This window comes from Leucobacter holotrichiae, from assembly GCF_055791005.1.
The window spans coordinates 184371-198259 of the sequence record NZ_JBVUAC010000002.1; the positions used below are offsets into that span (position 1 = coordinate 184371).

Here is a 13889-nt window from a genome sequence, read left to right on the forward strand (position 1 = left end):
TCCCCGTGATCCCCCTCGTTGTGAGCGAAGTCGTCCCGTTTCCGCCCCGCTACCCGCGTTTCGCGAGCAGTTCCACGTCCACAGCCGAGCGCTGCCACCCGCCCGCCTGCGCCGAGAAGAGGTCGCCCTTCTCGCCGAGCACCCGCATTTGCGTGCCTCCGCCGCCGCCCGAGACGCGGGAAGCGCCCGGCACCGATCCGCCCTGCTCCCCGCTGAGCTTGCCCGGTCCCCCGAGCGTCACCTTGCCCGCGCCGTCGACCCTGGTCAGCGCCACGAGGTTCTGCTGGCCGACCCAGTCGAGATCGACGGGGTCCCCGGGCGCCCACATCTGGATGTCGGCCTCCTCGGTCGTCGCCACGGGCACGCCGTTCTCATCGCGTACTACCCCCGCTACGAGCACCTGCGCACCGGTCTCTCCGGGCACGAGTGCCGCGATCCTCGCGCCCTCAGGCGATATCCTCACCGCCGCGGGGCTCCTCCCGGCGAGCCAGGGCGCGGGTACGGAGATCGACGAGCCGTCGGGCCCCCAGACCTGCAGCTGCTGCGCCGTCGCCGGCTGAACCGTCCACACGTAGTCGAACACGTCGACGCTCGGCTCGAGCAATCCGTCGCGAGCGTCGACGAGCACCTGCCCGGAGTCATCGATGCGCGTCACTCCCTCGTCGTTCAGCACGGCGGCCACCCCGCCGTCGAGGGAGAGAGACACCGCCTCGGGATGGAAGTCGGCGAGTGTGCCGGCGAAGCCCGTCGCCGGTTTGAATCCCCCGGCGATCAGCGACCCGAACCTGCCGCCCCTCAGCACCGCGGGCTCGTACACCTCGGTGAGCACGCGCGGCCCCTCGCCATCATCCGGCACCTGCGCCTGCGCTCCGTCAACGTACAGGTCGACCCCGTTGACATCCGCCGCCGTCTGCAGGCTCATCCGCAACTGCTGATAGGCCTCGGCGAGACCCGCCTGACCGCCCTGCAGCAGAGCCCCGCTGAGATCCACCCGCACACGGCCGTCGTCGACGGGCACCGTGTTCGAGACGAGCGTCGTTCCCGACGGGAACCCGCTGTGCACCGACTCGCGCAGCCGCTCCGAAGGGCCCTCGAGAAGTGTTCGCACGATGGCGGTCGGCAGCGATGCCCGGTTGAGAAACCACCGGGTGTCGGGCACGAGCATGTCGCCGGGGCCCACGAAGTACAGCTGCCTGGCCGACCACGTGGAGGTGAACGTGGTGCTGTCGAGGATGATGCCGGCCGGCGCCGAGGCGATCCGCCACTCCCCCTCGACCCGGGTGAACTCGAAGCGCATGTCGGTGGACGGCCCGGGCTGCACGGGCAGCATGACCCCGCGCGAATCGACCTTCGCGACCGCCGAGAGCGATAGGATCCCCGCGGTCTCGCCCTCCTCCTGGTACGGCCTGCTGCCGTCGTCGATGAGCACCCCGAAGTGGGGATCCCACTGCTCCGCGTACTCCGGGGCGAGGAACTCCCGCGCCACGGCGTAGTCGTCGGATCCCGACGAAGCCGCCTCCACGAACCCGCGCACCACATCCTTCTGGCTCGCGCCGGGCGACGGACCCACCGGGATGTTCTGCCAGGGCTGATCCGCCTGTCTCAGATCCGTGAGCCCGGTCTGCACCGGCCCCGACGACGGGATCGCCGCGCAACCGCTCAGCAGCAGGGCCGCCGCGGTCAGCGTGACCACCGGACGGGCTGCCCTCCGGCCGCCGCGCCCGCGCGCTCCGTTCATCCGCTCGCTCATCGTCTGCCCCTTCGAATGCGCCTGCCCGGTCGGCGCAGCCAGCCACCGGTCTTCTGCGGGTCGCCGGCCTCGGGCTCGACATCATCGGGAACGACCGGCAGCGGCGACATGAAGCTCTCGATCGCTTCCCCCCTCGGCAGGGTGAGACGGAAGTTGGATCCCTCGCCGGGCCGCGACCAGACCTCCAGGATGCCGCCGTGCACAGCGGCATCCTCCTGCGCGATCGCAAGTCCGAGCCCCGTGCCGCCGAGTGTGCGCTTGCGAGACGGATCCGCCCGCCAGAAGCGGTCGAAGACGTGCTCGACGTCCTCGGGCTTCATGCCGACGCCCCAGTCGCGCACCGTGACGGAGATGGCGGCGGCGTTCGAGTCGATGGTCACGACGATCGGCTGCCCCTCTCCGTGCTCGATCGCGTTGCCGACGAGGTTCGAGACGATGCGACGGATGCGACGGGCATCGACGTCGACCGGCGCGTATCCTCCGAGGGGGCGCACCTCTATGAGGCTCTCCGAGAGCGGTTGCAGGCCGTCGACGACCTCGTGCACGAGCGAGACGAGGTTCGTGGGCTCGGTGTCGAGAGTCACCCTGCCGGCGTCGTAGCGGGAGATCTCGAGCAGGTCGCCGAGCAGCGATTCGAAGCGCTCCACCTGCGCCCCGAGCACCTCGACGGCGCGCTGCTGGCCCGGCGCGAGCTCCTCCGAGCTGCCCTGCAGTACCTCGCTCGCGAGCCTGATCGTGGTGAGGGGTGTGCGCAGCTCGTGCGAGACGTCCGAGACGAAGCGCTGCTGCATCTCCGAGAGGAGATCGAGTTCCTGGATGCGCGCCTGCAGCGTGTCGGCCATGTCGTTGAAGCCTTCCGAGAGCGCGTCGAAGTGCTCGTCGTTCTGCGAGGGCATCCGGGCCTCGTTCTCGCCCCCCGCCAGTCGTCGGCTGGTATCGGCGGCGGCGCGGATCGGGCGGAACACGATGCGCGACATGATCCATACGAGGATGCCGATGAACGCCATCATCGCGGCCGCGGTGATCAGCAGGGTGCGCTGCACGAAGCTCAGCGTGTCCTGCGTATCCGCGAGGTTGTATCCGATGAAGAGATCGTAATTACCCGCGGTGCCCGGGAAGACCAGGGTGGAGCCGACGACGATGCCCGGCGGCTGCGAGCCGTCCTCCGTCTGGAACGTCACCGCCTGCCAGTGCTGCGGGGTGTCGCGATCGAGCGCCGCCCGGCTCAGTTCCGTGCTCACCGCGTCCTGCAGCATCACGCTCGTCACGCCCGCCTGCGGCGCCACCGGGTCGGCCGGCTGCCCGGCCTGGCGGCGCAGGTAGACGAGCTGGCTCGCCGAGGTGTCTTGCACCGTGCGGCGCACGGAGAGGGCGAGCTGGCTGAGCCCACCGCCGTCGGAGGTGTCCCACGCGTCGATCTGCCGCTGCGCCGCGAGCGTGGCGCGCGCCGAATCCTGCAGCGCCTGGTCCCGACGCGACGAGTAGAGGTCGTCGCTGATGCTGGTGAGGATGAACACGCCGGCGATGAGGATCATGAACCCCGTCACCATGCCCGTTATGGTCATGGTGCGCAGCATCAACGAGCGCTGCCAGCGCTTGCGGAAGGGGCCGAGCACCGGCTGCGTGAACCTGATCCAGCTCAGTCGCAGGCGTCGCAGCGCGATCCCCGGCCGCGTTCTGCCCCGGTGCGATCGGTCGGACTGCGATCGGCTGGTGGGCACGGGAGCTCCTACTCGACGGGCGCGCCCGCGCGATAGCCGACACCGCGCACGGTCGTGATGATGGTCGGGTGATCGGGATCCTGCTCGACCTTCGCCCGCAGGCGCTGCACGTGCACGTTGACGAGCCTCGTGTCGGCCTTGTACTGGTATCCCCACACCTTCTCGAGCAGCACCTCGCGGGTGAACACCTGCTGGGGCTTGCGGGCGAGGATCACCAGCAGGTCGAACTCGAGCGGCGTGAGCGGGATCGACTGCGATCCCCGCCGCACCTCGTGCGCGGAGACGTCGATCGTGAGGTCGCCGATGCGCAGGGTCTCGGCCGCATCCTGCTGCGGGTCTCGCAGGCGGGCGCGGATCCTCGCGATCAGCTCGGCCGGGTTGAACGGCTTGACCACATAGTCGTCGGCCCCGGCCTCGAGGCCGCGCACCACGTCGCGCGTGTCGGTGCGGGCCGTGAGCATGATGATGGGGGTGCCCGAATCCGCCCGGATCCGCTCGGCGACCTCGATGCCGTCGAGCCCCGGCAGCATCACATCGAGCAGCACCAGATCGGGCCTCATCTCGCGGAACTTCTCGACGGCCTCGGCACCGTCGACCGAGAACTCCGTGACGAATCCCTCGCCCTGCAGCACCATGCCGAGCATCTCGGCGAGTGCCCTGTCATCGTCAACCACCAGGATGCGCGCGCTCATGTTCTCCATTATGGTCGCTTCGGCTGGGGCGCGGTGGATTGAAACGACACTTGCGGATCAATAGTGCTCGAAGCGGCCCGGCAGCAACTCCCACGGCTCGCGCCCGAGGTACTCGCACACCGCCAGGTAGACGCAGTGCTCGACGAAGTAGCGGCGGTGCTCCTCGTCATCGACGTGCAGGCCGCGTGCGCGCTGGATGGGCATGCGGAACATCATGATCGTGCGCGCCTGCCTGTCGATCGAGTAGAAGAGCGGGAGACGGCTCTCCCCGCGGCCGGAGGGCGCCGTCTGGAAGCCGATCTGCACATCGCGCAGTTCGTCCGGGAAGTGCGACTGCAGCAGTTCGACCGCGCCCCTGGCGTAGATCTCGAAGCGCAGCACCCTGGCGTTCGGATCGGGCAGCCCCGGCCCGGTGAGCGAGGACCGCATGGGCCGCCGGCCGTGCCGTCGGTTCGCCCGCGCTGGGGCTGTGGGCTTGCGCTCGCGACGGAACATGCGTCCAGTCTACGCGGGCGCCGTCGGCTGAACCTCGACGGGCTCGGCCGACGCGGATCACCGTCCCTACCGCGTGTAGACCGTGATCTCCCCGTCGCGCGGGTCGGGGGCCAGGATCGGGTAGCCGGCCACCGCGCCGTCGCGCACGTACCGCACGCCGGCGTGCACCGGAGCCGAGCTGGTGATCACGGCGTTCTGGGGCGCGCGCACGACGGCAGCCGCTCCGGCCTCGATGGTCTGCTCGTGCGGTTCGCCCTTCCCGTCGGCGCTCTCGACCGTCACCCGAGCCTCTTCCCCGCCCGGGTTCACCACGATCAGCTCGCCGCCGCTGACCACCGCCGCCGCGGCCGGGACGTCGGCCGTCGTCGCCGGGGCCGGGGCGAACCACTCGTAGTCGTGGCCGTCGCTGTCCGTCACCGAGCCGAGCGCTCCGGCGATGATCGGCACGTCCGCCTCGACGATCACGGCCTGTGCATCCTCCGGCCACCGGGGTATCGACAGCTCGCCGACCGCGGAGGCTGCGAGCTCGATGTCGCCCAGGTCGGTGCTCTTCCCGTGCGCGTCTACGGCGCGCACGTGGGCGCTGCCCTCCTCGCCCGCGGGCGCGAGCGCTCGCACGACCACCGGGGTGTCGTCGTTCTCCCCGGAGTCGCTCGGGCCGTGCCCGTGGTCGCTGCGGTTGAGAACCCCCGGGATCACCAGGGCGGTCGCGGGTTCGACCTGCCGATCGACCGACGACACCGCGAACGGCGAGATCCCCTCCGTCTGACCGACGCCCATGCTGGCCGTGACCGGCGCACCGGTGCTGACCACGCGCACCGCGAGGCGCTCGCGCTCGGGCGCGTAACCGTTGAGCGACACGGTCTGGTCGGTGCCGGGCGCGACGAGCACCCCCGCCGTCTGCACGGCATCGACCGGGCCGGACTCGTCGTAGACGCCGATCAGCACCGTCGCCGGCACCGTCCCCGGATTGCCGAGGCTGAGCGTGGTCGAGACGCCGAGAGAGGTCGCACCGCCGATCAGCCACTGCTCGTTCAGGGGCTCGGCGCAGGAACTCGCGACCGCACCGCTCAGACTCTCGGTGCTCACCGCCTGCACCTGAGCAGCGGCGAGCGGCTCGGAGACCGGCGAGGTCAGCACCGCGGGCAGGGAGTCGCCGCCCTCGGGGCGTTCCAGATGCGTGTTCTCCGCCGCGCTGCCCGAGACGGCCACCGTCGGAGACCCCGTGGGGATCGCCACGGCCGGGCGGGCGGGATCGGCTCCGAGCTCGGAGAAGGGTCCGGCGCAGACGAGGCTGCGCGCCGTGTTCTGCGTGCTGTCGACGGTCACCGCGATCGGCTCCTGCTCGACGGCGGGCAGCTCGGTCTGACCCAGCAGCACCACGGCCGCGGCGCACACGCCGACTACGGCGAGGCCCGTCACGGCGCGGGCTCCGCCGCGCAGCGCACTGGAACGCTTGCTCATCGCTCGCCTCCGTTCTCGAGGTGCTCGGTCCGGGCGCTCTCGTCGGGAGCATCGGGGTTCTCGGGGGCGGCCGGGGTTTCGCTCGCGGCCTCGGGGTCAGGATCATCGCCGGCTTCGGGATCGGGATCCTCTACCGCGGTCCCGGAGTCAGGATCGTCACCGGCTTCGGGATCGGGATCTTTCTCGGCGACCGGATCGTCGCCGGCCGGTTCCACGGCGGGGCCGCCGTCGGCGAGCTCCGGCTCGGGTGCGGTCCCCGGATCCTCCACGGCGGGTGCGCCATCGACGATCGCCGCCTCCGCAGCATCCCTCGGCGCGTCCGTTTCCTCCGGCGCGTCCGTCTGGCCCTGCGCCGAGACCGCGGCGAGCTCCTGCGACGGGGCCGCGACCGTGCTCCCGACCGCAGCGGATGCGACCCTGGCGCGCGCCTTCTTCGCGGCGCGACGATTCGGCCGCTTCCTCCGCTCGGGCCGGTAGGTCACCTCGCCGGTCGGCAGCGCGAGCAGCAGCACGCCGAGCAGTACGACCAGCTGGATGCCCCAGATCGTCTGCCCCGTCAGCGAGGTTCCGCCGACCCGGGTCGCCGCATCGCCCTCGGGCTCCGTGATCGTCTCGGGATCGACGACTCGCCACAGCAGCCCCTGCTCCGTGAGCCCTGCGCTCGCCAGGGACGCGTGCTGATCGAACACTCGCTGCAGCTCGGCGCGTTCGAGATCGCTGCCGCCCTCGACGAGCAGCACGAAGCCGATCCCCTCGGCCTGCAGGTCCTCGCGGATATCCGGGCCGCCGACGCTCGCGAGGCCGCCGACCAGGGCGGCGAGGCGCTGGTCCTCCGCCGTCTCATGGGGCGAGCCGAGCGCCGAGCGAATGCGATCCAGGCGCAGCCCGCTGCCAGTCACCAGCTCGGCCCGCACGCTGTGCGCGGCCTCGGGCGTGAGCACGAGCGTGCGAACGCCGGGGTCGCTCTCGCCCGCGGCCTGCACGAGAGCCGGCATCTGCGCGCTGGCCGGAACGAACGGCACACGATTGAGCAGCAGGTTTCCTGCGACCGGAACGACCGCGATCAGCGCCGCGGTGAGGCCCACCGCGACCACGGGGGCCGCGCCGCGCTGCAGCGTGGTCGCTCCCACCGCCGCGAGGCTCAGCACCGCGATCCAGTACACCGCGAGTCCCGAGCCGGTCCACACCGCAACGCTCTGATCCCCGGTCACCGCGAGATGGAGCTGAGCGGCGAGGATCGCGGTCGCCATGCCGAGCCCGCCGAGCACCGCGTTCAGCAGCGTGACGGCCACCCGCCCGGTGAAGAGTCCGAGCAGGGCCAGCAGCGCGATCGGGGCCATAAGCACGCCCACGAGCAGTGTCGCCGGCGGGCCGCCGAGGCCGATCCCCTCGAGAATGCCGCCCCAGCCCTCGAGGCCGAACTCGGGGAAGCCGAGCAGCAGGTGCCAGGTCGTTCCCGCATCGAACGGCGCGACCACACCCGGGTCGCGCAGCAGATCGAGCGGCCGGCCGTTCGTGAGGGCGTAGACGGCCTTCGGAGCGAACAGCACCGCCGGCATGAGCGCCGTGGTGAGCACGCGCGCAGCCCCCCGGAGAGTGGTGAAGAGGCCCACCACGAGCAGCACGATCGCCGCGGGGATCAGGATCGGCGCGGCGGCGAGCGCCACGGCCGCGAGCAGCGACGCCGTGCCCGCCCAGCTCCACGACTCGCGGCAGCGGGTCGCCGCGAGCAGCAGCCAGGGCAGCACGATCGTGAGCACCAGCGTCGGCAGCCGCCCGGCGTCGAGGGATCCCAGCAGCACCGGGCTCAGGGCGAAGCCGAGACTCAGCAGCACGCGCGCGGCGCGCGACTCGGTGAGCTGCGCCGCCCAGATCCAGCCCCCGAGCGCTGTGAGCGGGATCGCCGCGATCATGAGCAGCACGAGCGCGTGCGAGGGGTTCCAGAACGTCAGCGTGCCGAGCAGCGCCAGCACCCAGGTGAACGGGTCGGCGGGCACCCCGCCGAGCGGGCGGGTGTTCCACCACAGCTGGTCGATGGGGCTCAGCGGGGCGAGCCCGCCGCCCGCGAGACTCGTCTGCGGGAACGCCCACCAGGTGAGCGCGATCGCCGCCACGGCCGCCGCGGCCAGCACCGCGAGGCCTCCGCTCGAGATGAAGTGCAGCTCTCTCCGCTGCCGTCCTGAGGAGGCGAGGATCGCCTCGCGGTCGATCATGCGGGCCGTGCGCACGCTCTTCGGGTCGATGCGCAGCTGCCGGATCGCGGGCCACCCCGCCGTGGAGTGCTTTCGGATCCTCCGTCGGGAGGCGATGATCGCGTGAGGCTTGAAGAACACCGTGAACGCCGCCGCGAACTCGCCGATCATGAATCCCGGCTGCTCGCGGATCAGCGCCCAGAGCACTCGCAGCACGGCGTAGATCGGCAGTCCGAGCCATTCGAAGAAGGCGACGAGGGCCGGCGCGTACGAGATCCGCCGATGCAGCTGCGCGGTGCGCGCCTGCCGGTGGGCGGTGCGCAGCAGGGAGCGACGGCGGTCGATGTGGGGGCCCGCGACGCCGCTCTGAGCGAAGCGCACCCGTGAGGCGGGGGCGACCTCGACCCGGTGCCCGGCCAGCCGGGCGCGCACGCAGAAGTCGAGGCCGTCGTCGTAGATCGGCAGGGCGGGATCGAAGCCTCCGAGCTCGTCCCAGACGTCGCGACGCACGAGCATGCCGACGGGGCCCACGCCCAGCACGTCCTGCATGTGGTCGTACTGCTGCTGATCGAGCTCCTGTCGGCGCAGCGTCCACCGCGAGCCGTAGCGGGTGAGGCTCTGGCCGAGCTCGATGATGCGCTCCGGGTGATCCCAGTCGACCAGCTTCGGGCCGGCGACGACCACCGACGGCGCGCGCTGCACGCTGCTGAGGATGTGCTCGAGCGCCTCGGGCTCGGGGCACGCGTCCTCGCTGAGCAGCCAGATCCAGTCCTCGATCTCCGGATCGACCGGCACGGTCTGCACCCCGCGGGCGACGGCCTGACCGAACGAGACACGGGAGGAGAGTCCCACGACGCGCGCAGCACCGCTGTTCATGAGCTGCTCGCCGACGCGCTCGGAACCGCCGTTGTTCACCGCGATCACAGCGGAGGGCTGGGCGGTCTGCTCGGCGATGCCGGCGATGGTCTGGTCGAGCCACTCCCCGCCCCTCTGGGCGATCAGGATGGCGGTCACTCTCGTACGCATATCGCGCTCAGTCTAGGCGCGGAACGTGCGCGGCTTCTGAAGCCATGCGGAGGGGATGCGAATCCGCTCGTGAACTCTCAGCCGGCCTCGCGGCGCAGCCGGCGGCGCTCGCGCTCGGAGAGGCCGCCCCAGATGCCGAAGCGCTCATCGTTCTCGAGGGCGTACTCGAGGCACTCGGACCGGACCTCGCAGCTCTCGCAGATGCGCTTCGCCTCGCGGGTCGATCCGCCCTTCTCCGGGAAGAAGGCCTCGGGGTCCGTCTGCGCGCACAGCGCGTCCGCCTGCCACGCGAGCATCTCGTCGTCGTTGCGGATCCCAGGCACGCCCAGAAACACCGGGTCTACGAACCAGTTGCCCGGAACGGGGGTTTGCGACTGCTCTGCCAAACGTCGCTCCTTTCCTCAGCTCCGGATGCGCGACTCGCACTGGTACCTGAACAATTACATCGGTGTGATTCGTTCAAGTCAAGCCGGGAAGTTTAAACCCTCAAGTATCCCTGAAGGTTCAAAGACACGCCGGCGTGTCGCAAACGTGTCCCCGACGGACCTCGCGACGCGCACCTACCCCCAGATCACGAGCATGCGGTACACCATCACCGCGACCGCCAGATGCACGACGCCGAGCACCGCGTTCGCCCACCGGGTGCGATCCACGAGCGCCCAGAAGCCGGCGGCAGGGGGCAGCAGGAAGGCCACGATCAGATACATCCAGAACTCCAGCGGATCCCCCACGGCATGGTTACCCGAGAACGGCGCCGCGATCGAGATGACGATCTGCGCGATCAGCAGCAGCGCGACCAGCAGCGTCGCCCCCATCGTGAAGTCGTCGGGGCCGCGCTTGCGCAGCGCGGCGACAAGGCACAGCACGGCGCCGACGAGCGCCACCGCGATCGTCACGACGGCGTACCAGAGGATCATGCCGCCCCCTCCGCCGCAGCGCTGTCCGGAGTCGGGAAGTTCGTCACCACGCGGGTGCGTCCCCTCTTCACCTCGACGAGACCGACGAGCCGCCCGTCCGGAGCAACGGCCGCGGCGAGCCTCGCATCGGGGTTCGCCGTCGGATCCACCTCGACGCGCTTGCCGTGCCCCAGATCGACCGCCTGCGCCTCCGTGAGCATCAGTGCGGGGAACAGCGCCGTCGCGACCTCGGCCGGTTCGGCGAGCGCGCCGATCCTGCCCTCCGCGAGCGCCTCCGTCGAAATGGCATCCGCGACCTCGAACGGACCGACCTCCGTGCGACGCAGCGCCGTGAGGTGACCCCCCACCCCCAGCGCCGCACCCAGGTCTCGCGCGAGCGCCCGGATGTACGTGCCCGACGAGCAGCGCACCGTCGCCTCGATGTCGATCACCGGATGCGCCCCCTCCTCCGCGGCCCCGGGCGTCGGGTCGCCGATCTCGAAAGCATGGATCGTCACCGGCCGCTTCTTCAGCTCGACCTGCTCGCCCGCGCGCACCCGATCGTAGGCGCGGCGTCCGTCGACCTTGATGGCGCTCACCGCGCTCGGAGCCTGCTCGATGTCGCCTGTGAGCTCGGCGACGGCGGCCGCGATCCGCGCGGGATCCGCCGCGAGCTCCGCGACCGCGGCCGGGTCTGCGACCTCGAGGGTGTCGCCCTCGCGGTCGTCCGTGACCGTCGTCATGCCGAGGCGGATCGTCGCGGTGTAGGTCTTGTCGAGTCCGACCAGGTGAGTGAGCAGACGAGTCGCGGGACCGGCGCCGAGCACGAGCAGCCCGGTCGCCATCGGGTCGAGCGTGCCCGCGTGTCCCACCTTGCGAGTGCCGAGGGCGCGGCGGCTCTTCGCGACGACGTCGTGGCTGGTCCAGCCCTCCGCCTTGTCGATCAACAGGATCGCTCCCTGCGGCGGGAGCGGTGCGGGCGCGTTCAGGGGATCCTTCGTCACCCGACCAGCCTAGCGATCCGCCCCGCCGCCGGTGTCGCGGCAACAGGCGTCATCTGGCCAGCAGTGTCGCAGGCGCCGGATCGCTAGGCTGTGCGGATGGATACGACAGCGATCGCCCGGGAACTGAACGCCTGGTACCAGCGCGAAGCCCGGGCTCTGCCCTGGCGCGCGGACGACGCGACGCCGTGGGCGATCCTCGTCTCCGAATTCATGCTGCAGCAGACCCAGGTCGATCGTGTGCTCCCCCGGTGGACCGCCTGGATCGAGCGCTGGCCGACGCCGTCCGCTCTCGCGGCCGAGGAGCCCGGGGAGGCCGTGCGCGCGTGGGATCGCCTCGGCTACCCGCGCCGCGCCCTCTGGCTGCACCGCGCCGCCGTCGAGATCGCCTCCCGGCACGGGGACCGCGTGCCATCCGATGTCGAGCACCTGCTCGCCCTCACCGGCATCGGCCCCTACACGGCGCGCGCGGTCGCGGCCTTCGCGTTCGGCGAGCGGCACCCCGTCGTCGACACCAATACCCGTCGCGTCATCGCGCGCCTGGTGCACGGGCGGGCCGCGGCAGGAATGCCCTCCCCACGCGACCTCGACGACATGGCGGCGCTGCTGCCCGAGGAGCCCCGCGAGGCCGCGGTATTCAACGCCGCGGCGATGGAGCTGGGCGCGATCGTCTGCACCGCCCGAGCGCCCCGCTGCGACGCCTGCCCGATCGCGCGGTGGTGCGAGTGGCGCGGGGCGGGCTACCCCGATAACGCTCCCTCGAAGCGACCGAAGCAGGCGAAGTTCGAGGGCAGCGACCGGCAGGTGCGGGGGCGGATCATGGCGCTGCTGCGCAGGGCCGAGACACCGGTCTCAGCGGAGGAGGCGCTCGCAGCCGCGGCCTCGGGCGGGGTGCGCGATCCAGAGCAGCCGCGCCGGGCCTACGACTCGCTCATCGCGGACGGGCTTCTCGTGGAGCTCGACGGGCATGTGCGGCTGCCGTGAGCGGCCGACCCTGAGCCCTCGTCTCTGAGCCCTCGTCCCTGAGCTTGTCGGAGGGCCATGCGCGCGCTTCGCCAAGCTCAGACAGGCTCAGCGAACGGGCGCCGGCTCAGCGATCCTCGTCGTCCTCGCGAGGCTTCACGTACGGATCCGCCTCGCCCGCGTACTGCGCGCTCGCAGCCTGCGCCGCCGACTCCTCGTCGCGACGCCTCGCCTCGGCGAGCAGATCGTTGAGGTGCTGCGCACTCTCGGGAAGCTCGTCGTGGATGAACTCCAGCGTCGGGGTGAGCCGGGTGCCCAGCTGCTTGCCGACCTCGGTGCGCAGCATGCCGGTCGCGGCCTTCAGCGCCGCTGCGGAGTCGGCCTGCTCCTGCTCGTCTCCGTACACGGTGTAGAAGATGCTCGCGTGCTGCAGATCACCGGTCACGCGCACATCGGTGATGGTCACGAAACCCAGACGCGGATCCCGCAGCCCCTTCTCCAGCCTGCGCGCGATGATCTGCTGGATGCGCTCTGCCACCTTGCCGGCCCTCGGATTGCTCATGCTCCAAGCCTACCGCTCCCGAGAGGCCGAGAACGGCTGCGGATGCCGCCTCCCAGAGCCCTTTCTGACCTCTCAAGCAGCGCCCGGCAGTCACGACGACCACCGCAGAATCGATACGGACCCCTATCGTCGAAACCGCTTCGCACCGAGAGGGCCGAAGACGGTCTCGACTGCGAGAGGCCGTCTCGATGCCGGGATACGGCAAGATGGGCCTGGTGGGAAGGAAGAGCGACGACGACCAGCGGCTGCGCGACCTCGTGCTGCTCAGGCGTGTACGGGATCGGATCGACCGCGAGTACGCGAGCCCGCTCGATGTCGAGTCGCTCGCCGCGGGCGTCGGCTTCTCCGCCGGCCACCTCAGCCGCGAGTTCAAGGCGACGTACGGGGAATCGCCGTACAGCTACCTCATGACCCGGCGCATCGAGCGCGCCATGACGCTGCTGCGCCGCGGCGACCTCAGCGTCACCGAGGTGTGCTTCGCGGTCGGCTACGGGTCCCTCGGTACCTTCACCACTCGCTTCACCGAGCTCGTGGGCATGTCCCCCGGTCGCTACCGACGAGAGGGATGCGGGCCCCTCACCGGGCTCCCCGGCATCATCACGATGCGTGCGACGAAACCGGTCAGGAATCGAGAAGTTTCCGGCCACGGCGACGAGTAGCGTGACGGGCATGAAGATCAACATTCACGTCACGTTCCTGCCCCACACCGACCCCGAGGCGTCTCTCGCGTTCTACCGCGATGTGCTCGGATTCGAGGTCCGCAACGATGTCGGATACGAGGATATGCGCTGGATCACGGTCGGTCCGGCGAATCAGCCCGACACCTCCATCGTGCTCACCCCGCCGGCCATCGACCCGGGTCTCACCGAAGACGAGCGACGGGTCGTGCGCGAGCTCGTCGCCAAGGGCGCCTACGCCTCAGTCGTGTTCGCGACTGACGAGCTGCAGCAGCTCTTCGAGAAGGTCGAGGCCTCGGGCGTCGACGTGCTGCAGGAGCCCATGGACCAGGACTGGGGCGCGCGGGACTTCGCCTTCCGCGATCCGGCGGGCAACACCGTCCGTGTGCAGCAGCTCGGCTGAGTTCCGGGCTGCCGCAGGCGGAGCCTCTCACGGGTAGGAGATCCGTC

The 13889-nt window shown here is 70.8% G+C and carries 13 protein-coding genes; 3 read left to right on the forward strand and 10 right to left on the reverse strand.

From position 1 onward, the window contains the following. Positions 1 to 49: 49 nt before the first annotated feature. The 9 genes from AC0KXF_RS04470 to truB all read right to left on the reverse strand — a co-directional run bounded on the left by AC0KXF_RS04470 (position 50) and on the right by truB (position 11240). Complete coding sequence (locus AC0KXF_RS04470) at positions 50 to 1750, reverse strand: LpqB family beta-propeller domain-containing protein (RefSeq protein ID WP_473108039.1); 1701 nt, start codon at positions 1748 to 1750, stop codon at positions 50 to 52. Then, positions 1747 to 3471 carry an MtrAB system histidine kinase MtrB gene (gene mtrB / locus AC0KXF_RS04475; RefSeq protein WP_473108040.1) on the reverse strand — a complete coding sequence of 575 codons (1725 nt, stop codon included), beginning with the start codon at positions 3469 to 3471 and terminating at the stop codon, positions 1747 to 1749. Before mtrB ends, AC0KXF_RS04470 begins: the two co-directional genes overlap by 4 nt. A gap of 8 nt (positions 3472 to 3479) precedes the next feature. Next, positions 3480 to 4163: an MtrAB system response regulator MtrA gene (mtrA, locus tag AC0KXF_RS04480; protein WP_305069218.1), complete on the reverse strand. Its 684-nt coding sequence runs from the start codon at positions 4161 to 4163 to the stop codon at positions 3480 to 3482. Positions 4164 to 4220: 57 nt separating this feature from the next. Further along, complete coding sequence (locus AC0KXF_RS04485; RefSeq protein WP_473108041.1) at positions 4221 to 4658, reverse strand: hypothetical protein; 438 nt, start codon at positions 4656 to 4658, stop codon at positions 4221 to 4223. Between the two features lie 66 nt (positions 4659 to 4724). Beyond that, positions 4725 to 6122, reverse strand: a complete 1398-nt coding sequence (locus tag AC0KXF_RS04490; protein ID WP_473108042.1) for a DUF5719 family protein — start codon at positions 6120 to 6122, stop codon at positions 4725 to 4727. After that, positions 6119 to 9340: a glycosyltransferase family 2 protein gene (locus AC0KXF_RS04495; protein ID WP_473108043.1), complete on the reverse strand. Its 3222-nt coding sequence runs from the start codon at positions 9338 to 9340 to the stop codon at positions 6119 to 6121. Before AC0KXF_RS04495 ends, AC0KXF_RS04490 begins: the two co-directional genes overlap by 4 nt. A gap of 77 nt (positions 9341 to 9417) precedes the next feature. Further along, positions 9418 to 9636 (reverse strand): WhiB family transcriptional regulator, encoded by a 219-nt coding sequence (locus AC0KXF_RS04500; protein ID WP_255572847.1) that lies wholly within the window; start codon positions 9634 to 9636, stop codon positions 9418 to 9420. Between the two features lie 264 nt (positions 9637 to 9900). Beyond that, complete coding sequence (locus tag AC0KXF_RS04505; RefSeq protein ID WP_473108044.1) at positions 9901 to 10257, reverse strand: hypothetical protein; 357 nt, start codon at positions 10255 to 10257, stop codon at positions 9901 to 9903. Beyond that, positions 10254 to 11240, reverse strand: a complete 987-nt coding sequence (truB, locus tag AC0KXF_RS04510; protein ID WP_473108045.1) for a tRNA pseudouridine(55) synthase TruB — start codon at positions 11238 to 11240, stop codon at positions 10254 to 10256. The genes AC0KXF_RS04505 and truB overlap by 4 nt, the downstream gene beginning before the upstream one ends. 96 nt (positions 11241 to 11336) lie before the next feature. Here truB and AC0KXF_RS04515 point away from each other — a divergent pair, with 96 nt between their 5' ends. Continuing rightward, positions 11337 to 12221, forward strand: a complete 885-nt coding sequence (locus AC0KXF_RS04515) for an HhH-GPD family protein (RefSeq protein ID WP_473108046.1) — start codon at positions 11337 to 11339, stop codon at positions 12219 to 12221. Between the two features lie 106 nt (positions 12222 to 12327). Here the strand turns inward: AC0KXF_RS04515 and rbfA are convergent, their stop codons facing one another. Then, a complete protein-coding gene (gene rbfA / locus AC0KXF_RS04520; protein ID WP_223044789.1) occupies positions 12328 to 12762 on the reverse strand; it encodes a 30S ribosome-binding factor RbfA in 435 nt (144 codons plus the stop codon). Between the two features lie 188 nt (positions 12763 to 12950). Between rbfA and AC0KXF_RS04525 the strand changes: the two genes are divergently transcribed. Continuing rightward, positions 12951 to 13421: a helix-turn-helix transcriptional regulator gene (locus tag AC0KXF_RS04525; RefSeq protein ID WP_473108047.1), complete on the forward strand. Its 471-nt coding sequence runs from the start codon at positions 12951 to 12953 to the stop codon at positions 13419 to 13421. Positions 13422 to 13431: 10 nt separating this feature from the next. Then, complete coding sequence (locus AC0KXF_RS04530; protein ID WP_473108048.1) at positions 13432 to 13842, forward strand: VOC family protein; 411 nt, start codon at positions 13432 to 13434, stop codon at positions 13840 to 13842. Positions 13843 to 13889: the final 47 nt, after the last annotated feature.

Excerpts from the sequence above, each read along its gene's own strand:
- AC0KXF_RS04470 (WP_473108039.1), bottom strand. The coding sequence starts at position 1,750 with ATGAGCGAGCGGATGAACGGAGCGCGCGGGCGCGGCGGCCGGAGGGCA.
- mtrA (WP_305069218.1), bottom strand. The coding sequence starts at position 4,163 with ATGAGCGCGCGCATCCTGGTGGTTGACGATGACAGGGCACTCGCCGAG.
- AC0KXF_RS04485 (WP_473108041.1), bottom strand. The coding sequence starts at position 4,658 with ATGTTCCGTCGCGAGCGCAAGCCCACAGCCCCAGCGCGGGCGAACCGA.
- AC0KXF_RS04490 (WP_473108042.1), bottom strand. The coding sequence starts at position 6,122 with ATGAGCAAGCGTTCCAGTGCGCTGCGCGGCGGAGCCCGCGCCGTGACG.
- AC0KXF_RS04495 (WP_473108043.1), bottom strand. The coding sequence starts at position 9,340 with ATGCGTACGAGAGTGACCGCCATCCTGATCGCCCAGAGGGGCGGGGAG.
- AC0KXF_RS04500 (WP_255572847.1), bottom strand. The coding sequence starts at position 9,636 with ATGCTCGCGTGGCAGGCGGACGCGCTGTGCGCGCAGACGGACCCCGAG.
- AC0KXF_RS04505 (WP_473108044.1), bottom strand. The coding sequence starts at position 10,257 with ATGATCCTCTGGTACGCCGTCGTGACGATCGCGGTGGCGCTCGTCGGC.
- AC0KXF_RS04515 (WP_473108046.1), top strand. The coding sequence starts at position 11,337 with ATGGATACGACAGCGATCGCCCGGGAACTGAACGCCTGGTACCAGCGC.
- rbfA (WP_223044789.1), bottom strand. The coding sequence starts at position 12,762 with ATGAGCAATCCGAGGGCCGGCAAGGTGGCAGAGCGCATCCAGCAGATC.
- AC0KXF_RS04525 (WP_473108047.1), top strand. The coding sequence starts at position 12,951 with ATGCCGGGATACGGCAAGATGGGCCTGGTGGGAAGGAAGAGCGACGAC.
- AC0KXF_RS04530 (WP_473108048.1), top strand. The coding sequence starts at position 13,432 with ATGAAGATCAACATTCACGTCACGTTCCTGCCCCACACCGACCCCGAG.